The 19,743-nt window shown below is 67.0% G+C and carries 18 protein-coding genes; 11 read left to right on the top strand and 7 right to left on the bottom strand.

The genetic code is table 11. The features are described from left to right. A partial coding sequence (locus AAC997_RS07790) for an LLM class flavin-dependent oxidoreductase (RefSeq protein WP_340645128.1) occupies positions 1-830 on the bottom strand: 830 nt, incomplete at its 3' end. Positions 831-914: 84 nt separating this feature from the next. Further along, entirely contained in the window at positions 915-1,943 is a 1,029-nt protein-coding gene (locus AAC997_RS07785) for a DNA topoisomerase IB (RefSeq protein ID WP_340645127.1), read from the bottom strand. A gap of 107 nt (positions 1,944-2,050) precedes the next feature. On the opposite strand from AAC997_RS07785, the gene rlmJ reads away from it, so the two are divergent. From rlmJ to AAC997_RS07755, 6 genes are all read left to right on the top strand, one after another. Continuing rightward, positions 2,051-2,875 (top strand): 23S rRNA (adenine(2030)-N(6))-methyltransferase RlmJ, encoded by an 825-nt coding sequence (rlmJ, locus tag AAC997_RS07780; RefSeq protein WP_340645126.1) that lies wholly within the window; start codon positions 2,051-2,053, stop codon positions 2,873-2,875. A gap of 72 nt (positions 2,876-2,947) precedes the next feature. Next, positions 2,948-3,391, top strand: coding sequence for a hypothetical protein (locus AAC997_RS07775; protein ID WP_340645125.1), 444 nt, complete (start codon positions 2,948-2,950; stop codon positions 3,389-3,391). 62 nt (positions 3,392-3,453) lie between these two features. After that, positions 3,454-4,014 (top strand): sugar transferase, encoded by a 561-nt coding sequence (locus AAC997_RS07770; protein ID WP_340645124.1) that lies wholly within the window; start codon positions 3,454-3,456, stop codon positions 4,012-4,014. Positions 4,015-4,147: 133 nt separating this feature from the next. Next, a complete protein-coding gene (locus tag AAC997_RS07765; protein WP_340645123.1) occupies positions 4,148-6,160 on the top strand; it encodes an AsmA family protein in 2,013 nt (670 codons plus the stop codon). A gap of 114 nt (positions 6,161-6,274) precedes the next feature. Beyond that, positions 6,275-6,751, top strand: coding sequence for a cytochrome c (locus tag AAC997_RS07760; RefSeq protein ID WP_340645122.1), 477 nt, complete (start codon positions 6,275-6,277; stop codon positions 6,749-6,751). 5 nt (positions 6,752-6,756) lie between these two features. Further along, positions 6,757-7,437 (top strand): cytochrome b/b6 domain-containing protein, encoded by a 681-nt coding sequence (locus AAC997_RS07755; protein WP_340645121.1) that lies wholly within the window; start codon positions 6,757-6,759, stop codon positions 7,435-7,437. Here AAC997_RS07755 and AAC997_RS07750 read toward each other — a convergent pair. The 3 genes from AAC997_RS07750 to AAC997_RS07740 all read right to left on the bottom strand — a co-directional run bounded on the left by AAC997_RS07750 (position 7,434) and on the right by AAC997_RS07740 (position 9,019). Next, on the bottom strand, positions 7,434-7,808 hold the full coding sequence (locus AAC997_RS07750; protein WP_340645120.1) for a VOC family protein: 375 nt from the start codon (positions 7,806-7,808) through the stop codon (positions 7,434-7,436). The two genes, AAC997_RS07755 and AAC997_RS07750, sit on opposite strands and share 4 nt — an antisense overlap. Before the next feature lie 57 nt (positions 7,809-7,865). Continuing rightward, a complete protein-coding gene (locus tag AAC997_RS07745; protein ID WP_340645119.1) occupies positions 7,866-8,186 on the bottom strand; it encodes a hypothetical protein in 321 nt (106 codons plus the stop codon). Positions 8,187-8,296: 110 nt separating this feature from the next. Continuing rightward, the gene (locus tag AAC997_RS07740) at positions 8,297-9,019 is read right to left on the bottom strand and encodes an endonuclease III (RefSeq protein WP_340645118.1); all 723 of its coding nucleotides are present in this window, start codon (positions 9,017-9,019) and stop codon (positions 8,297-8,299) included. 86 nt (positions 9,020-9,105) lie between these two features. On the opposite strand from AAC997_RS07740, the gene AAC997_RS07735 reads away from it, so the two are divergent. The 3 genes from AAC997_RS07735 to AAC997_RS07725 all read left to right on the top strand — a co-directional run bounded on the left by AAC997_RS07735 (position 9,106) and on the right by AAC997_RS07725 (position 16,513). Then, positions 9,106-10,251, top strand: coding sequence for an L-lactate dehydrogenase (locus AAC997_RS07735; RefSeq protein WP_340645117.1), 1,146 nt, complete (start codon positions 9,106-9,108; stop codon positions 10,249-10,251). 146 nt (positions 10,252-10,397) lie between these two features. Then, positions 10,398-15,038, top strand: coding sequence for a glutamate synthase large subunit (gene gltB / locus AAC997_RS07730; RefSeq protein ID WP_340645116.1), 4,641 nt, complete (start codon positions 10,398-10,400; stop codon positions 15,036-15,038). 23 nt (positions 15,039-15,061) lie between these two features. Continuing rightward, positions 15,062-16,513, top strand: a complete 1,452-nt coding sequence (locus AAC997_RS07725; protein ID WP_340645115.1) for a glutamate synthase subunit beta — start codon at positions 15,062-15,064, stop codon at positions 16,511-16,513. 6 nt (positions 16,514-16,519) lie between these two features. Here the strand turns inward: AAC997_RS07725 and AAC997_RS07720 are convergent, their stop codons facing one another. Beyond that, positions 16,520-17,056 (bottom strand): DUF4142 domain-containing protein, encoded by a 537-nt coding sequence (locus AAC997_RS07720; RefSeq protein WP_340645114.1) that lies wholly within the window; start codon positions 17,054-17,056, stop codon positions 16,520-16,522. A 69-nt stretch (positions 17,057-17,125) separates the two neighbouring features. Further along, positions 17,126-18,850, bottom strand: a complete 1,725-nt coding sequence (locus AAC997_RS07715) for a hypothetical protein (protein ID WP_340645113.1) — start codon at positions 18,848-18,850, stop codon at positions 17,126-17,128. Positions 18,851-18,983: 133 nt separating this feature from the next. On the opposite strand from AAC997_RS07715, the gene AAC997_RS07710 reads away from it, so the two are divergent. After that, positions 18,984-19,427 (top strand): hypothetical protein, encoded by a 444-nt coding sequence (locus AAC997_RS07710; protein WP_340645112.1) that lies wholly within the window; start codon positions 18,984-18,986, stop codon positions 19,425-19,427. Next, a partial coding sequence (locus tag AAC997_RS07705) for a hypothetical protein (protein WP_340645111.1) occupies positions 19,427-19,743 on the top strand: 317 nt, incomplete at its 3' end. The genes AAC997_RS07710 and AAC997_RS07705, both read left to right, overlap by 1 nt.

Raw genomic sequence — 19,743 nt, 5'->3', positions numbered from 1 at the left:
GCGAAATCGTCGGGCACCATCGGCAGGTTGGCGATCTCGCGGAAGTAATAGATCCACTTCTCCAGGCCGAAGCGCACCTGTTCGATGGCCTTGTCCTTGGTCTCGGCGATGTGCATCTGACCCACCAGCCGCCAGGCGTCGCGGTCCATCGTGGTCCCGTTGAGCGCCGCCATGTCCTCGGCGATGCCCCAGTTGGCGGCCAGCGCATTGAACCCCGCCGTGGTGGTGGCGCCCAGCGAGAGCAGGCCCACCCCGTGCTTGCCGGCCGCGCGGGCTCCGGTCGGCGAGACCTGGCTGGCGACGGCGATTTCCACCGAGGGCCGCGAATAGGGGGTCATCTGCAGGCGGGCGTTGACCAGGCTGAACCAGTCGCTCTCGTGGCTGACCTCCTCGCCGCGCAACAGGCGCACCAGGACATCCAGGGCCTCATCCATGCGATCGCGTTGCTTGGCCACCGGAATACCCATCATGAAGGCGTCGGAGGACAGGGCGCCGGGTCCGGCTCCAAACATCACCCGGCCTCGGGTCATGTGGTCCAGCTGGTTGATGCGGTCGGCCAGCATCATCGGGTGGTGATAGGGCAGGGAGGAGACGCCGGTGCCCAGCTTGATGTGCTTGGTGCGTTCGGCGGCGGCGGCGATGAACACCTCGGGCGAGGCGATCAGCTCATAGGCGGCCGAATGGTGCTCGCCGATCCAGGCCTCCTCGAAACCCAGATTGTCCAGGTGCTGCACCAGCTCCAGGTCGCGCTGGATGGCGAGCGTCGGGTTCTCGTCCAGCGGATGGAAGGGCGCGATGAAGGCGCCGAAGCGGAGTTTGGTCTCGAGCATCTTGGCCCTCCCTGGGTCTGTTGGAGAGACCTTAGCTGGGGTGACGCGGGGGCGCCTAGCGGGCCCGTACCTGGCCTTCGAAACTCAGGAGGCGGAGTCGCGCGCGGCCTCCAGGAACCTCAGCACCGAGAGCTCGAAGGCCCGCGCCGAACCCTTGTCCTTCAGAGGCAGGACGCCGCGCTCGTAGGATTCCAGCACCAGGGGATGGATGTAGGAGCCCTTGCAGACGGCCGCTGTATTGCCCAACAGGCCGGCGACCGCCTTCACGCAGGTGGCGACATTGCGTTTGGCTTCGGCGGCGCTGGCGGCGGCGGGACGCATCACCAGGCCGCGGGCCGCCGACAGGGTCCCGGCCCAGGTCCGAAAGTCCTTGGCGGAAAAGTCGTCTCCCAGCACGTCGCGAATGTAGGCGTTCACATCGGCGCTCTCGACGGCGCGGTGCTGGCCGTCCTCGCCGATGTACTGGAAGAGGCGCTGACCGGGGATGTCCTGGCAGGCCTTGACGATGCGGGCCAGACGGCGGTCGCGGAAGCCGGTCTGGTGGATCTTGCCGCTCTTGCCCCGGAACTGAAAGACCGCGCCGGCGCTGGTGATTTTGGCATGGCGGTCACGCAGGGTGGTCAGGCCGAAGCTCTTGTTGGCGCGTGCATACTCCTCATTGCCGACCCGGATCAGGGTGATCTCCATCACCGCCACCACGGCGGCCAGCACCTTGTCGCGCGGTAGGCCCCGGCGGGCGAGGTCGGCCGCCACGCGCTTGCGCAGGCGCGGCAGATTGCGGCCAAAGGCGATGACCCGGTCATATTTGATCCCGTCGCGGCCCTGTCGCCAGTCGGGATGATAGCGGTATTGCTTGCGGCCCTTCTGGTCGCGGCCGGTCACCTGGATGTGGCCCCGCGCCGAGGGGCAGATCCAGACGTCGGTCCAGGCAGGCGGTATCACCAGGGCTTTGATGCGGGCCAGGGTCGCCTCGTCGGTGACCGCCCGGCCCTCGGGGTCGCGGTAGCTGAAGCCGTTCTCGCCCGCGATACGGGTGATGCCGATGTCGTCGTCGTTGACATAGGTCAGGCCCACCGGGGGCGGGGGCGTGAGGTCCGCAGTGTCTCTGGCCATCTGTCGCCCTTTCATAGAGAACGGGGCGTGGCGCCTACGCCCCCAGACCGCCGGTGAACGTGAGATCGGCGCGGCCAGTTCCTAAGTCGGACGGGAGACTCAATTCAGTGAACTATCGCCACGCCTATCACGCCGGAAACTTCGCCGACCTGGTCAAGCATGCGGGCCTGCTGAGGCTGATGGCGAGCCTGACCAAGGGGCCGGGCTCGCTGACGGTGATCGACACCCATGCGGGCCGGGGGCTCTACGATCTGTCGGCGGCCGAGGCGCAGCGGTCGGGGGAAGCCGAGGCGGGGATTGCGCAACTGATGAAGGCCGGTGACCTGCCCGCCGCCTTCGGCCCACTGCGGGCGGCGGTCACCAAGCTGAACAACGGCGGGGTGACCAAGTTCTACCCGGGCTCGCCTCGGCTGATCGCTGACACCCTGCGCAAGAAGGACACCTACGTCGCCTGCGAACTTCGCGGCGAGGAGCATGCCGCCCTGCGCATGGCGCTGAAGGGACGGACCGGGATCGAGACCCTCTGCGCCGATGGGTACGATACGGCCGTCGCCCGCTGCCCGCCCAAGGGGCCGGTGCTGGTCCTGATCGACCCGCCCTTCGAGCGGCCCGACGACTACACCCGTATCGTCGCCACGCTGAAAGCCATCGGCCGCCGCAACCGCGAGGCGGTGGTGATGATCTGGGCGCCCATCAAGGATCTGCAGACCTTCGACCACTTCCTCAACGAGGCGCAGGACACCGGGATCGGGCCCTTGCTGGTGGGGGAGTGCCGGATGCGGCCGCTGAACGACCCCATGAAGATGAACGGTTGCGCCCTGGTGACCGCGCGGCCGCCTGCCGACTTCGCAGCCTCCATGGAAGAGATGTGCCGCTGGACCGCTCAGACCCTGGGGCAAAATGGGCAGGGACGGGTTTCCACGCTGTCGTAACGTCAATTTGCAACCCGTCGGGCCGGGATGGTGTTATGTTGCATTGCACAATCCCTCTTCCGGAGACGTTCCATGATCGCGCTTAAGTCGAACGAGTCCGTCACCCCAGCCGCGGCCCTGCACGTGCCGATCGGCGCGGCCTCGCCCCTCTGGTTCATGTTCACCGGCGCGGCTTCGGCCGGTGTCGCCTACTGGTGGATGACCCGCTGGATGCGGCCGATGAACCTCGAGGCCTTGCTGCCGCCGCCCGCGGCCGCCGCGGCGCCGGTGGAAGAGGCCGCCATCCTCACCGAGGCTCTGGTCGCGCCCGTCCTGGAGGCGGCCGAGATTGTGCTGGAGGCCGGCGTGGTCGACCCCGACCCGGCGCCGATCCCCGCGCCCGAGCCCGCTCCCAATCCCCTTGACACCCCACCGATGGAGGCCTCCGCCGAGGTCGCCACCCCGGCCGTCGAAGCCGCGGCGGAGGTGGTGGCGCCAGCGCCCAAGCCAAAGCCGAAGGCCGCGCCCAAGGCTTGAGGCCGTAGCGCGGGCCTCCATGTCGCATTAAGGCTGGTCGCCAACGAGAGGGGACCTGCGTGATGAAGCGAGGGCTGGACATCCTGGGCGCCGCCGCAGGCTTGATCCTGCTGTCGCCGGTCCTGCTGGTCCTGTTTGTCGCCGTGCGCCTGGAGTCGCCAGGCCCCGCCCTGCACTGGTCGCGGCGGGTCGGACGGCACAACGCCCTCTTCCCCATGCCGAAGTTCCGCAGCATGCGGATCGGGGCGCCGGACGTCGCCACCCACCTGCTGCCTGATCCGGCCTCCTGGATCACGCCCCTGGGGGGCTTCATGCGCCGCACCAGCCTGGACGAGCTGCCCCAGCTCTGGAGTGTTCTACTGGGCCATATGAGTCTGGTGGGACCCCGACCCGCCCTTTTCAATCAGGACGACCTGATGGCTCTGCGCAACGCCGCCGGGGTCCAGGTCCTGCGACCGGGTCTGACGGGTTGGGCCCAGGTTCACGGCCGCGACGAGCTGCCGGTGCCTGACAAGGCCAGGCTGGATGCCGAGTACCTGGCCCGGCGCTCGACCCTGATGGATCTCTCCATCATCGTCCGCACGGCTCTGACCGCCTTCTCGGGCAGAGGCATTCGTCACTAGGGACCCGTTGAGCGGCTCGCGCGTTCTGGCATGACGCGGAGATTCCCACACCTTGTCAGCCGAGCCGATCTATCAACGCGCCCGCACGCGCCTCATCCGCGCTCGCGCTGGCGCCGCCGATGGATTGCGCCGTGTGCGCACCCGCATCCGGGAGACAAGGTTCAAGCGCCCCAGCAACCGTTCCCTGGCCTGGACCGGCGCGATCGCCGCCACCCTGGTCGCCGCTGTGGCGCTGTTCCTCATCCTGTTCGATTGGAACTACCTGCGCGGGCCTATCGGACGCTTCGCCTCGGCCAAGACTGGTCGCGAGATCGTCCTGGCCGGCGATCTGAGGGTTCACGCCTTCTCGCTGAAGCCCAGCGCGAGCGTTCAGGGGATCCGGATCGGCAATCCCAAGTGGGCCGGGGCCGGACAGACCGCCGACATCGCCAAGCTGGATGTCCAGGTGAAGCTGCTGCCCTTGCTGGTTGGTCAGGTGGTGTTGCTGAACCTGCAACTGGACCAACCCAGCGTCGATCTGCTGCGCGATCGCGAGGGGCGCGCCACCTGGGACTTCTCCACCGGCAAGAAGAGCAACAAGCCTTTCCGGATGCCGCCGATCCGGCGGTTCGTCATCAATGACGGCCACCTGAAAATCACCGATCAGAAGCGCAAGCTGGTGCTGAACGGGGAGGTCAATGCGACCGAGGAGATGGGTCGCGCCGGCCGGGGCTTCTTGATGACCGGCGACGGCTCGCTGAATGGGAACAAGTTCCTGCTGCGGATTCAGGGTGGTCCGCTGCTGAACGTCGACACCCGCAAGCCTTACCCCTTTGACGCCGACATCCGTTCGGGCGCGACACGGGTCACCGCCAAGGGCGCGATCCCCAAGCCCTTCGACCTGGCGCAGTTCTCGATGAACGTCACCGCCAGGGGCCCCGACCTTGGCGACCTTTACGACCTGACCGGCGTCGCCCTGCCCAACACCCCGCCCTACAATCTGAGTGGCCGGCTGTCGCGCGACGAGCACCTGTACAAGATCGAGAACCTCGGTGGCCGCGTGGGCGACAGCGACCTCTCGGGCTTCATCTCCGTGGAAACCGGCGAAGAGCGGCCGTATCTGAAGGCCGACCTGCGCACCCGCAACCTGGACTTCGACGACCTCGCGGCGATCTTCGGCGGCGTCCCCTCCCGCAAGGCCGGCGAAACCGTCTCGGCCGAGCAGGCGGCCATGGGCAAGCAGATGGCCGCCCAACGCCGGTTGCTGCCGGATTCCACGCTGAACGTCACCAAGATCCGCTCGCTGGACGCCGATGTCCGATATCGCGTCGCGGCGATCCACGATGCGATGCTGCCCCTGCGATCTGGCGATGTGACCGTGAAACTCGATCACGGCCTGCTGAGCGCAATTCCTCTGACCCTCGACCTGCCCCAGGGCAAGATCACCGGCCAAGCGCACCTGAACGCCCGGGCCGCCACCCCGGTCACGGACATCGACCTGCGACTGTCCAACGCCCGCCTGGAACAGCTGATTCCGATCAAAGGCGAGCCCCTGGCCGGCAGCTTCGTCGGCCGCATCAGGTTGAAGGGCGCCGGCAACTCTGTGCATCGGGCGGCGGCCAACGCCGACGGCGAAATGCTCGCTGTCGTTCCGAGCGGCGAAATTCGCGAAGCGTTCGCCGAGCTCCTGGGGATCAATGTCACCAAGGGGCTGGGCCTGCTGTTCTCCAAGGACCAGGGAGCGGTGCCGATCCGCTGTGGTGTGGCCCACTTCACGGCCAGGAACGGCGTGTTGACCGCCGACCGCATCGTCTTCGACACCAAGCCGGTGTTGGCCACGGGCGGTGGGACGATCAACCTCGACAGCGAAACTCTCGACCTGCGGGTTCAGGGGCATTCCAAGGAGCTGCGCCTCGTGCGCCTGCTGTCGCCGATCACCGTCAAGGGGCCGATCATGGGTCCCAAGGTCGGAATCGAGACCGGCAAGGTCGTGGCCCAGGGCGGGGTCGCCGCGGTCCTGGCCAGTGTCATCAACCCCCTGGCGCTTCTGCTGCCCTTCGTCGATCCGGGCCTGGCGAAGGACGCTTCCTGCGCGGCCCTGATCGCCGAAGCGGGCCGGGATGGGGCGCCGGTCAAGACGGTGGCCAGCAAGGCCGCTCGCCGCTGATCATCACGAAGCGGTGTCATCCCGGCGGCGTTCTAAGACGAGCCCGCGATTGACGGGGCCTCCGGACCCCCTGCAAAGTCAGACTTCCGGTTTCAGATGCGAAGAGGTCCCTCCATGGCTCGTCTCACCAAACGCCCCCTGGGCCTCGTCCTCGGCGTGGTCATCAGCCTGACGGGCGTCGGCGGCGCGGCGCTGGCTGCGGTTTCAGCCGAGAAGGTGATCGCCCAGCGCCAGAAGGGCCTGAAAGCCATGGGCGGGGCCTTCAAGACCATCAATGACAACCTCAAGACAGACGCTCCCGACGCCAAGCTGATCGCGGCCCAGGCCAAGATCGTAAAGGATGGGTCGCACAAGATTCCCGGTTGGTTCCCGAAGGGCAGCGGTGCGGAGGCCGGCTTCAAGACCGCCGCCAAACCGGAAATCTGGACGGACGGCGCCAAGTTCGCGGCCGCCGCCAAGGGGTTGCAGGTGGAGAGCGCCAAGCTGGAAGCCATCGCCAAGGGCGGCGACATCGACGCCATCAAGGCTCAGGTGAAGGCGACCGGTGGGGCCTGCGGGACCTGCCACACGCCCTTCCGCGTCAAGTCCTAGGCTCCATGAGCGACGCGCCCGCGACCGCCACCAAACTCTGGGACCTGCCCACCCGTGTCACCCACTGGGCCCTGGTGGTGCTGATCCTCGTGTCCTGGCTGACCGGCGGCGAGCAGATGCAGATCCACCGGCTCTCGGGCTACGGGGTGATCGGCCTGCTGGTCTTCCGCCTCTATTGGGGGTTCTTCGGTAGCGAGACCGCGCGGTTCAGCCACTTCGTGAAGGGGCCTGGCGCCACGGTCGGCTACCTGAAGACGATGGGCAAGCGGACGGCCGGCGATCTCGTTGGCCATAGCCCGGTAGGTGCGGTCAGCGTCGTCCTGTTGCTGCTGGTCATGCTGCTGCAGGTGAGCCTGGGGCTGTTCGCCAGCGACATCGACGGCATTGAATCCGGGCCGCTGTCGCACCTGGTGGACTTTGACACCAGCCGCCTGGCCTCGGACTGGCACGAGCTGACCTTCCGGGTGCTTCAGGCCCTGGTGGTCCTGCATATCGCCGCGATCGCCTTCTACGCCCTGTGGAAGCGGCAGAACCTGATCACCGCCATGATTACCGGCAAGCGGCGCTTCATCGGGCCTGCGCCCAGTCTGAAGTTCGCCCCCGTCTGGCGGTTGGTGCTCGGCGTGCTGATCGCGGTGGCGGCGGCGTGGCTGATCGCCAGGGGCCTGAAGCTCCCGAAATTCTAGTGCATCGTGTCGGCGACGATCTCGAGCTTGTTGCCGTCAGGATCGAGCAGGACAGCGCCGTAATAGTCGGGCGCGATGTCGGGGTGTCGGCCCGCGATGCGGACCACGGTCGCGCCCTGCGCGAGCGCGGCGGCATAGGCCGCGTCCACCGCTGAGCGGCTTTCGGCGCTGAAGGCGATGTGAGTTCCAAGGCCGGCCACCTGGCCGCCGGTCACGGGATAGAGGTAGAACTGTCGGCTGCCGCCGGGGCCGTAGGCCAGCTCCGCCTCGGCCGCGAAGGTGTTGGCGCAGCCGAGCGGCGCCAAGAAGGCGTCGTAGAAGCGGCGCGCGGCTGTGAGGTCGCGAACGCCCACGGACAGATGATCGAACATGGAAGTCTCCCGGCCAAGCTTACCCATATCTGGGTAGCGTGGCCGGGTTGGACAAGCCTAGGCGGCGGCGCCTTTGAGACAGGTGAGCCAGGCGTCCTCGCGGGCCTTCTCGGCTTCGCGCAGGGTGGTTTCGGCGTCACGCACCGCAGCGTCGTGCTTGCGCCATTCCAGGACGGCGCCTTCGCGCGCGGCGCGGGCGGCCTCCATGGTCTCGAAGCGGGCGAGGATGGCGCGGACGCTGTAGGTCACCGGCGGGCCCACGGTTTCGCGGTCGGGATAGAAGCCGGTGATGGAGTCCGCATTCTCACTGTCGATGTGGAAGACATCGGCCCAGCCGGCGTGGTGGCGCATCAGGGCCCAGGGACGTTGGACGGTCATCAATAGCTCCTCGAATCCGGCAGGCGGTGTCTCGCGCGGAAACTAGCGCGGCTCACGCCCGCCTCCAAACACAGCCGGTGGGGAGATGGCAAGTCCAGATCGGCGACCGCTCAGGCGTCGAAGGCGATGACACGACGCTCCTGGTCGCCGGAGACGCCCACCCGTGGGCAGACCTCGCGCAGGGCGCAGAGACCGCAGGCGGGGTCGAAGTGGGTGCAGAGCGACTGGCCGTGGCCCTTCAACAGCCAGTGCAGCTCATAGAACTGGTCCCCCTGCCACTCGGCCGGCGCCTGATACATCAGGCTGTCATAGGCCTCCCGCGCATCGCCCGTGCGGGACGTGAGGCCCAGGCGCCGCGCGACGCGGTGGACATGGGTGTCCACCACCAGGGCGCGACGGTTCAGGGTGCTGAGGTTCAGCACTGCAGCGGCGATCTTCACCCCCACGCCCGGCAGGCGCATCAGCCAGGCCATGGCCTCGTCCACGGGCTCGGCTGCCAGGAAGTCCAGGTTCAACTCACCGCGCTTGAGCAACAGCACCCGGATCAGGATCGGCAGCTGGCGGGCCTTCTGATCGGCGAAGGTCACCGGATCGATCACCGGCTCCAGTTCCGCCTCGGTGGCATGGACCAGGGCCTCCCAGTCGGGATAGGCCGCGCGCAGCCGGATGAAGGCCGCCCACGACACCTCGTCATAAGTCCGCGAACTCAAGCTCGACTTGATGAGCTGAGACACCGGATCGAGCTGATGCTCAGGCCGTTGGGGACCCAGGGCGCCGCGCAGCCGATCGCGTACCGGCGGCAGATCTGAGGGGAGGGCGAGTCGGATGTGCATGCCGTCACGCTAGAACAAAAGTAGAACATTTGTAAACCCGCGCGGCGCGCCTTACGAAGATATCCACATCCACGGGAAGGGCGGCCATGACCCCGGCATCGGTCTCCGACTATCGCGAGTTGGCGCGCCGCCGGCTGCCGCCGATGTTCTTCGAATATATCGACGGCGGCTCCTATGCGGAGGTCACCCTCCAGCGGAACGTCGCCGATCTGGAGGCCATCGCCCTGCGCCAGCGGGTGATGCGCGACATGAGTCAACTTGACACCAGCATCGAGACCCTTGGGCAGAAGCTCAGCTTTCCGGTGGGGCTTTCGCCCGTCGGGATGGCTGGCATGTACGGTCGGCGGGGTGAGGTGCAGGCGGCCAAGGCCGCGGCCAGCCTCGGCGTGCCCTTCTGTCTCTCCACGGTGGGCGTCTGTTCGGTGGAGGAGGTGGCGGCCAGCGGGACCGCCCCCTGGTTCCAGCTCTATATGCTCAAGGACCGGGGCTACATGGCGCAACTGCTGGCGCGGGCCAAGGCGGCCGGATGTCCGGTCCTGGTGTTCACCGTCGACCTGCCGCTGCCCGGCTCGCGGTATCGTGATGTGCGCTCGGGGTTCACCGGATCGAGCGGGATTTCCGGGGCGCTGAACACCGCCTGGCAGGGGGTGACCCACCCCGACTGGCTATGGGACGTCTGGCTGCATGGCCGCCCCCACAGCCTGGGCAGCGTGGCGGGCGCCGTGCCGCAGGCCGGGGGCGTCACCGACTTCCTCGGCTGGATCGCCAAGAACTTCGACCGCTCGGTCACCTGGGCCGATCTCGACTGGGTGCGCAAGACCTGGGACGGGCCGATCGTGATCAAGGGAATCCTCGACCCCGAGGACGCCCGCGACGCCAGGTCGGCCGGCGCGCAAGGCCTTATGGTGTCTAACCATGGCGGCCGTCAGCTTGATGGCGTGCGGTCCTCGATTTCCGCCCTGCCAGCGGTGGTCGAAGCGGTGGGAAGTGATCTCGAGGTCTATCTGGACGGCGGCGTGCGCTCGGGTCTCGATGTGCTGAAGGCGCTCTCCCTGGGAGCCACGGCCTGCTTCGTCGGTCGGGCCTGGGCCTATGCGCTCGGGGCGGGTGGAGAGAAGATGGTCGCACGCATGCTGGGAACCCTGCGCAGCGAGCTTTCGACGGCGATGGTGCTCACCGGCTGCCGCAATGCGCGGGACGCGGACAAAACGCTTCTTGACCTCGCAAGTTAGAAAAACTTTTCAAATCCATAGGTTCACAACCATCGACAAGGGTCGATCTTGCCGGTAATGGCCGCGCGAACGTGCGGTTCACGGTCGGGTTCGGCCGTGCGGCCGCATGCCTGTAATGCCTGCTAGTAGAAGAATGAGGTACCCGCATGGGCGCTCCGGAACGGCAAGGTCTGTACGACCCACGCAACGAACACGATGCGTGTGGTGTGGGGTTCGTGGCCAATATCAAGGGCCGCAAATCGCATGAGGTCGTGACCGCCGGGTTGGAGATTCTGGTCAACCTCGACCACCGCGGCGCGGTGGGCGCGGACCCCCTGGTGGGCGATGGCGCCGGGATTCTGATTCAGATTCCGGACGGTCTGCTGCGTGACTGGGCGGGCAAGGAAGGCGTCACCCTGCCGGCTCCCGGCGACTACGCGGTGGCGATGCTCTTCCTGCCGCGCGAAGAGGCCGCGCAGGCCATGGCGGTCTCGCAGTTCGAACACTTCCTGAAGGTCGAGAACCAGCCCCTCGTCGCCTGGCGTGAGGTGCCGATCGATACGACGGGACTGGGTCAGTCCGTGCTGGCCGACATGCCGGTCATTCGTCAGGCCATCGTTGGCCGTGGTCCGAACATCCGCGACCAGGACGCCTTCGAGCGCAAGCTGCTGACCATCCGCAAGCAGGTGCAAAACCCCCTGCGCGAACTGGCCACCAAGAAGGGTCTGCCAGGTCTCGCCGATCTCTATATGCCGTCCTTCTCGTCGCGCACGGTGGTCTACAAGGGCCTGCTGCTGGCGGGCCAGGTCGGCGCCTTCTACACCGATCTCGTCAATCCGCTGACCCAGTCGGCCCTGGCCATGGTTCACCAGCGGTTCTCCACCAACACCTTCCCGTCCTGGAAGCTGGCGCACCCCTACCGGCTCATCGCCCACAACGGCGAGATCAACACCGTGCGCGGCAACGTCAACTGGATGAATGCGCGGCGCCGCACCCTTGAGTCCGACCTGCTTGGGCCGGACCTCAACAAGATGTGGCCGTTGATCCCGCACGGCCAGTCCGACACCGCCTGCCTGGACAACGCCCTGGAGCTGCTGGTGGCCGGCGGCTATCCGCTGGCCCACGCGGTCATGATGCTGATCCCGGAGGCCTGGGCCGGCAATCCGCTGATGGATCCCAAGCGCAAGGCCTTCTACGAATACCACGCCGCCCTCATGGAGCCGTGGGACGGCCCCGCCGCCGTGGCCTTCACCGATGGTCGGCAGATCGGCGCGACCCTCGACCGCAATGGCCTGCGGCCCGCCCGCTTCGTCATCACCGACCAGGATCACGTGATCATGGCCTCGGAGATGGGCGTGCTGGTGGTTCCCGAGGAACGCGTCGTGCGCAAGTGGCGTCTGCAGCCCGGCAAGATGCTGCTCATCGACATGGAAGAGGGCCGCATCATCGAGGACGAGGAGATCAAGTCCTCCCTCGCCGACGCCAAGCCCTACGCCGACTGGCTCAACGACACCCAGTTCAAGCTCGAGGACCTCCCTGAGGCCCCGGCCGATGACCAGCCCCTGATCAACGATTCCAGCCGGCTGCTCCATCGCCAGCAGGCGTTCGGCTACACCCAGGAAGATATTCAGTTCTTCCTGGAGCCCATGGCCCAGACGGGGGACGATCCGATCGGCTCCATGGGGCAGGACATCCCCATCGCGGTGCTCTCGCGCCGCGCCAAGCTGCTGTACGACTATTTCAAGCAGAACTTCGCTCAGGTCACCAATCCGCCCATCGACCCGATCCGCGAGGAGCTGGTCATGAGCCTGGTCTCGATGATCGGGCCGCGCCCGAACCTGCTGGGCCGGCAAGCGGGCACCCACAAGCGCCTGGAGGTCTCCCAGCCGATCCTCGCCAATGAGGATCTGGCCAAGATTCGGGCGATCAGCGAATTGCTGGACGGCGCCTTCCGCACCGCGACCCTGGACGCGACCTGGCCGGCCGACGAGGGCCCCGCGGGCCTGGAACGAGCCCTGGATCGGCTGTGCCGCGAGGCTACCGACCACGTGCTGGACGACATGAACATCCTGATCCTGTCGGATCGGGGAACCTCCAGCGATCGCATCGCCATTCCCGCGGCCCTGGCGACGGCGGCCGTCCACCATCATCTGATCCGCCAGGGCCTGCGCATGCAGACCGGTCTGGTGATCGAGACCGGCGAAGCGCGCGAGGTGCATCACTTCTGCGTCCTGGCGGGCTATGGCGCGGAGGCTGTGAACCCCTACCTCGCCTTTGAGACCCTGGAGAACCTGCGGGTCTCCAACGGCTACAACCTGTCGGCCTATGACGTCCGCAAGAACTACATCAAGGCCGTCGGCAAGGGCATGCTGAAGGTGATGTCCAAGATGGGCATCTCCACCTACCAGTCCTATTGCGGCGCGCAGATCTTCGACGCCGTGGGCCTCAACTCCACGGTGATCGAGCAGTACTTCACCGGCACCGCCACCACGATCGAGGGCATCGGCCTCTACCAGATCGCCGAGGAGGCCGTGCGCCGCCACCGCGACGCCTTCGGCGACAATCCGATCTACGCCACCATGCTGGATGTGGGCGGCGCCTACGCCTTCCGCCTGCGCGGCGAGGAGCATGCCTGGACTCCGGAGACGGTGGGCCAGCTGCAGCATGCGGTGCGCGGCAACCTGCCCGAGGCCTACAAGGCCTTCGCGGCCGGCATCAACGAGCAGTCCCAACGCCTGCTGACCATCCGCGGTCTGATGCGCTTCAAGCTCGCAGAGACGCCGTTGAACATCGACGAGGTCGAACCGGCCAGCGAGATCGTCAAGCGCTTCGCCACCGGCGCCATGAGCTTCGGCTCCATCAGCCGCGAAGCCCACACCACCCTGGCCATGGCCATGAACCGGATCGGCGGCAAGTCGAACACCGGGGAGGGCGGCGAAGAGGCCGACCGTTTCACGCCCCTGCCCAACGGCGACTCCATGCGCTCGGCGATCAAGCAGGTGGCTTCGGGCCGCTTTGGGGTGACCACAGAGTATCTGGTCAACGCCGACGACATCCAGATCAAGATGGCCCAGGGCGCCAAGCCCGGGGAGGGCGGCCAGCTGCCCGGTCATAAGGTGGACGCCAATATCGCCCGTGTCCGCCACTCCACGCCAGGCGTCGGCCTGATTTCACCGCCGCCGCACCACGACATCTATTCCATCGAGGATCTGGCTCAGCTCATCCACGACCTGAAGAACGCCAACTCCAAGGCTCGCATCTCCGTGAAGCTGGTCTCTGAGGTGGGCGTCGGCACGGTGGCGGCGGGTGTGGCCAAGGCGCGCGCCGACCACATCACCATCTCTGGCTTCGAAGGCGGCACCGGGGCCTCGCCCCTGACCTCCCTGACCCACGCCGGATCCCCCTGGGAGATCGGCCTGGCCGAGACCCAGCAGACCCTGTTGCTGAACGGCCTGCGGACCCGCGTGGCGGTCCAGGCCGACGGCGGCCTGCGCACCGGCCGCGACGTGGCGGTCGCCGCCCTGCTGGGGGCCGACGAGTTCGGTTTCGCCACCGCGCCGCTGATCGCGGCTGGCTGCATCATGATGCGCAAGTGCCACCTGAACACCTGCCCGGTGGGCGTGGCGACCCAGGACCCGATCCTGCGCGCCAGGTTCACCGGCCAGCCTGAGCACGTGATCAACTACTTCTTCTTCGTCGCCGAAGAGCTGCGCGAGATCATGGCCCAGCTCGGCTTCGCCACGCTGAACGAGATGATCGGCCAAGTGAATCGCCTGGACATGCGCGAGGCCGTCGACCACTGGAAGGCCAGCGGCGTCGACCTGTCCAAGATCCTGCACGAGGTCATGCCCGGCGAGCCCAAGGGCCTCTGGAACCAGGATCGCCAGGAGCATGGCCTGGAGAAGGCGCTCGACAACACCCTGATCGCCGACGCCAAGGACGCGCTCGCCAACCGCACCCCGATGCGTGGCGAGTACCCGATCAAGAATATCAACCGCACCGTCGGCGCCATGCTGTCTGGCGAGGTGGCCCGGGCCTACGGCCATGCCGGCCTGCCGGAAGACACCATCTCGCTGACCTTCCACGGCGCGGCGGGCCAGAGCTTCGGCGCCTTCGCGGCCCGGGGCGTCAGCCTGGAGTTGATCGGCGACGGCAACGACTATGTGGGCAAGGGGCTGTCGGGCGGTCGGGTGGTCGTGCGCCAGCCCGTGGAAAGCACCCGCGACCCGACCCAGAACATCATCGTCGGCAACACCGTCCTTTACGGGGCGGTCGCCGGGGAGGCCTATTTCCAGGGCGTGGCTGGCGAACGCTTCGCCGTCCGCAACTCCGGCGCCGTCACGGTGGTGGAGGGCACGGGCGACCACGGCTGTGAGTATATGACCGGCGGCGTGGTGGTGGTTCTGGGTGACACCGGGCGCAACTTCGCGGCCGGCATGTCGGGCGGCATCGCCTATGTCTACGATCCGACGGGCCGCTTCACGCCGCTGTGCAACGCCGCGATGGTTGATATCGAAAAAGTCGCCCCGGCCAGCGGCGGCGCCGACGATCCCGGCCGCCCCAGCCAGCGCTCCATCTCGGTGGAGAACAACGGCATGGGCGACATGCTGGCCTTCGACGCCGAGCGGCTGAAGATCCTGGTGGAACGCCATCTGCTCTATACGGGCAGCGCGCGGGCCAAGGAAATCCTGGAGAGCTGGGACACCAGCCTGGCCGCCTTCGTGAAGGTCATGCCCAAGGATTATCGCCGGGCGCTCACCGATATGGCCGCCGAGCGACTGGCGGCCGCCGCCGTCGCCGCCGAATAGAATTTCAGAGTCGGAGTAAACCTATGGGCAAGCCCACCGGCTTCCTGGAAATTGAGCGCCAGGATCGCGGCTATGAAAAGCCGCAGGACCGTCTTCGCAACTGGAAGGAGTTCGTCCATCCGTTGCCGCAGGAAACCCTGAACAAGCAGGCCGCGCGCTGCATGGACTGCGGGATTCCGTTCTGCCACACCGGCTGTCCGGTGAATAACCAGATCCCGGACTTCAACAATCTGGTCTATCGCGAGCAGTGGAAGACGGCGCTGGAGAACCTCCAGTCCACCAACAACTTCCCAGAGTTCACCGGCCGCGTCTGCCCCGCGCCCTGCGAGGCAGCCTGCACCCTGAACATCATCGACACGCCCGTCACCATCAAGACGATCGAGTGCGCCATCGTCGACAAGGGATGGGAAGAGGGCTGGATCACGCCGCAGATGTCGCCGCGCGGCACCGGCAAGCGCGTCGCGGTGGTGGGCTCAGGCCCCGCTGGCATGGCCTGCGCCCAGCAACTGGCCCGCGCCGGCCATGCCACGACGGTCTTCGAAAAGAGTGACCGCATCGGCGGCCTGCTCCGCTACGGCATCCCCGACTTCAAGATGGAGAAACACCTTATCGACCGCCGCGTGGCGCAGATGGAGGCCGAGGGGGTCATCTTCCGCACAAATATGGAGATCGGCGTCTCGGTCTCGGTGCAGCGGCTGCTGGACGATTACGACGTGCTGGTCATGGCCGGCGGGGCAGAGAACCCCCGCGACCTGGAAATCACCGGCCGTGAGCTGGACGGCATCCATTTCGCCATGGATTTCCTGGTTCAGCAGAACAAGCGCAACGCCGGCGACGACGAACTGCGCGCCGCGCCCACCGGCGCCATCTCGGCCACGGGCAAGCATGTGGTGGTGATCGGTGGCGGCGACACCGGTTCCGACTGCATCGGCACCTCCAACCGCCATGGGGCGGCCTCGGTCACCCAGCTTGAAATCATGCCCGAGCCCCCGGCTCGGGAGAACAAGTTCATGACCTGGCCGGACTGGCCGCTGAAGCTGCGCACCTCTTCGAGCCACGAGGAGGGCTGCGAACGCGACTTCGCCGTGGCCACCAAGCGGGCCATCGGCTCCAACGGCAAGATCGAGGCCCTGGAGTGCGTGCGGATGGAGTGGGCGCCGGGCGCCGACGGCCGTCAGGTGCTGAAGGAAGTCGAGGGCAGCGCGTTCCAGCTGAAGGCCGACCTGGTCCTGCTGGCCATGGGCTTCGTCTCGCCCAAGCATAACGCCTTCACCGAACAGGCTGGTGTCGAGAGCGACCCGCGCGGCAACGTGAAAGCTCCCGTCACCGACTACAAGACCTCGACGCCCAACATCTTCTCGTGCGGCGACATGCGGCGCGGCCAGTCCCTGGTGGTCTGGGCGATCCGCGAGGGCCGTCAGTGCGCCCAGGCGGTGGACGCCTTCCTGATGGGCGCGAGCAAGCTGCCGCGTTAGGGCGACCTACCGTCCGGGCAGGTTGTTGACGTCGTCGAGCTGATCTGCGGCGCGGGCGGCGGTGTCGACCGCGTAGTCGCGCAGGATGTCATTGTCTCCCTCTGCGGCGTAGCGCTGGTGCAGAGCCAGCGACTCCTGCTGGATGCGGCGCTGCTGGGCGATGTAGGCGTCGTCGAAATCCTTGCCGCTCTTGTGAGTGAGGGCGTCCATCATCGCCGACTTCACATCGTCGCCAGATGGAGAACTCGGCGGCGGGACATTGGCCTCGTCGGCGGCGGTCAACAGGGCGTTGGTGGTCATGGTTCCGCTATCGATAAGCCGCTCGGCCAGATCCCTCACCGCCGGGTTCTTCGACCTGGCCAGGGCCAGCTTGCTGGAGGTGACCTCGAAGGCGTCGGCCGCGAAGGCCTCGTCCACGTAGGACGCGGCGTCCGTGGGGGTCGGGGTGGGCCGATTGGCCGTGCTGAGCAAAGGCTGGGCGATGGCCGTGCCGGCGCAGGCGAGGGCGGCGACACAGGTCGCGGTGACAAACCAACCACGCATGGGGTTTCCTTCCGTTCAGGGGCGAACTGAAGAGCGGAACCGGCGTGGAGCCGCGAAGTTCCGCCTTCTCTAGGGTGCGCGCTGGTAGACCTTGATGAGTGCGCCTGGCTGGACAGCCTTCCAGCCTGTAGCCGGCATGGCATGATCACCTTGGACAATCACGGTTTCAACGGTTCCGAGTTGGGCGGTGTCGACGGGCAGGCCAGGCGCGACCAGTTTCATGGTCGGCCGTCCCTCGAGACGCAGGAACAGACAGTTGGCCGAATTGGCGTCATCGAAATAGGCCACCACAGGTCCCGGTTTGTCACGAGCCAGCAGCCGAGCCCCGCCGATCTCCAACCCCAGGACCTGGCGGGCGGGCATGATGTCCCGCACCCAGGCCTCGTCGAAGACGGAAGAGAGCAGGGCCAGCGCCGCGAAATACCCCTGCCAGACCCGTACCGTCGGGATCGCCGTTAGCATCAAGCGGATAGTCAGCAGGCTTGCGGCCACCGAGAGCATGAAGATCGGTGGGGTGAAGTTAAATGGCCACCTCTCCATGCTGGGGCGGTAGAAGGCCGACATCGCCGTGGAGTCCCACGGGAACACCATCACCCCGGTCAGCAGGCAGACGATCAGCAGGGCCAGCCCCAGGGCCATAACGTCGGCCGCGACGTTGCGGGCGAGCCGAACCTGGTCCCAGCGCTGAATAGCGGGGGCCGCCGTAAGCCAGATTAGCGGAACGAAGAACTCGAAATAGCGGCCCCATAGCCGCCCGGTCTCGGCGGGGCCCAACGCTAGGGCTTTGACGGCGAAGAGGCCCACCATGGCCACCGTCGCAAGCAGAGCAAAGAGGGTCAGCAGGAAAGCGAGGTCCGCGCCGGCGAGCCGGAATTGGGATCGCTCCCGCCACCGGCGCCGGCCGATGTCGGCCACGCCGGCCAGGATAGGGACGCCGGCGAGCAACGCCACCGTGGCGATTGAGACGGTCAGGGCCTTGAGCCCCGACCTGATGGCCTCCACTCCCGCCTTTGCCGACAGCGTGTCAGCGTAGAAGCCGTTGCCGAAGAAGAACAACGCGTTGGCGGGGGGCTTTCCATCGAGGTTGGCGACTAAGTTGCCCAACAGCAGGAATGCGGCCAGGAATATCGACAGGCGGCTTGCTAGCTGCTTCAGATGGAGGCGGCCGTCCACCAGGCCGTCGGCGACGATCAGGGCCGCGACTGCGGCGACCACCGCCGCGCCATGCGGCTTTATCAGCACCAACCCAGCCGCCAGCAGACCGGTCAGGGCGGCATGGGACAGCGGCCTGGTCCTCCAGAAGCGCGCGGTCACCCAGATGATCAAACCCAGCAGTCCGACATACCAGCCCTCCGGCAGGGCGGTGACCACAAAACGGTGGTAGGGGAAGATCAGGGCGAGCAACAGGAAAGCCCACCGATCCTGGGGTGTCAGGTCCACGCGCACCGCGCGGTAGGTCAAGGCCAAGCCGCCGAAATAGGCCAGGGTTCCCAGCACACGGGCGACTTCCAGCACCGAAGGCGTCAGGTGGCCAAGGCCGCGTAGGATCGCCAGGAAGACAGTATTGTCGATCTCGGCCACCTGCGGGGCCAGGGCGGGATGGGCCTCAAGCAGGGGGCCGAACAGGGCGCGGATCAGATAGGCGCCTTCGTCGCCGCCATAGAGCGGCAGGTCGAAGGCTAGCCGCGGTAAATAGGCCGCCAACACCAACAGAGCGGCGAGCGCTGGCAAGGCGATGGCCAGCACCGAGCCAACACGCCCAACGGCGTGCTGTGTCTGACCCCACTTCGACATTCCCGATTCCACGCGAACCCACCAGGGCGCTACCTGACATTGCGTAACTGAGAGATACAAGCGTTGCCGTGGACTTTCCAACGGCGTCTATTCCGCGCTCGCCCCAGATGGCAAGGGTGGCTATGTCGGAGTCATGATCGCCAAGCTCCTCCTCGCCGCCGGCCTCAGTCTCGCGGCCTTCGCAGCCCAGGCCGCTGAGCCGTCCTATGTGGTCTATCGCGGCGCCAGTGTCATCGATGGGACAGGCTCTGGCCCCACAGCGCCCATGAGCATCCTGGTGAAGGGCGAGCGGATCGAGAAGGTCTGGGACGCCTCGCTGCTGGCGCTGAAGCTGCCGGCCGACACGAGGGTGGTGGACGTCTCGGGCCTCTACGCCCTACCGGGTCTGATCAACAGCCACGAGCATCTGGCCACCCCGCCGGTGCGCGCCTTTGCGCAAGCCCAGCTCAAGCGTGACCTCTACGGCGGCGTCACCGGCGTCCGCGACATGGCCGACGACCTGCGACTGGTGGGGGCCTGGCCCGCGAAACCAGGATCGGCGCGATCCCGGGGCCGGACATCTACTACGCCGCCCTGATGGCGGGACCGGAGTTCTTCGAGGACCCCCGCACCCACGCCGTCACCGCCGGCGCCGTTGCTGGACACGCCCCCTGGATGCAGGCCATCGAGGCCCAGACCGATCTGGTGCAGGCCGTCGCCATGGCGCGTGGCACGGGGGCCTCGGCCATCAAGATATATGCGGACCTGTCGGGTGATCTGGTGAAGGCCATCACCGCCGAGGCCCATCGTCAGGGCATCCCGGTCTGGGCGCATGGCGCGGTCTTCCCGGCCAGCCCGCAGCAGGTGCTGGACGCCCGCGTCGACGCCGTCAGCCACGTCTGCATGCTGGCCTA

The sequence above is a fragment of the Phenylobacterium sp. genome (assembly GCF_037968635.1).
Taxonomy (GTDB): Bacteria; Pseudomonadota; Alphaproteobacteria; order Caulobacterales; family Caulobacteraceae; genus Phenylobacterium.
The sequence above is the reverse complement of the archived record's forward strand: the minus strand, read 5'-3'. Positions and strand labels throughout refer to the sequence as shown.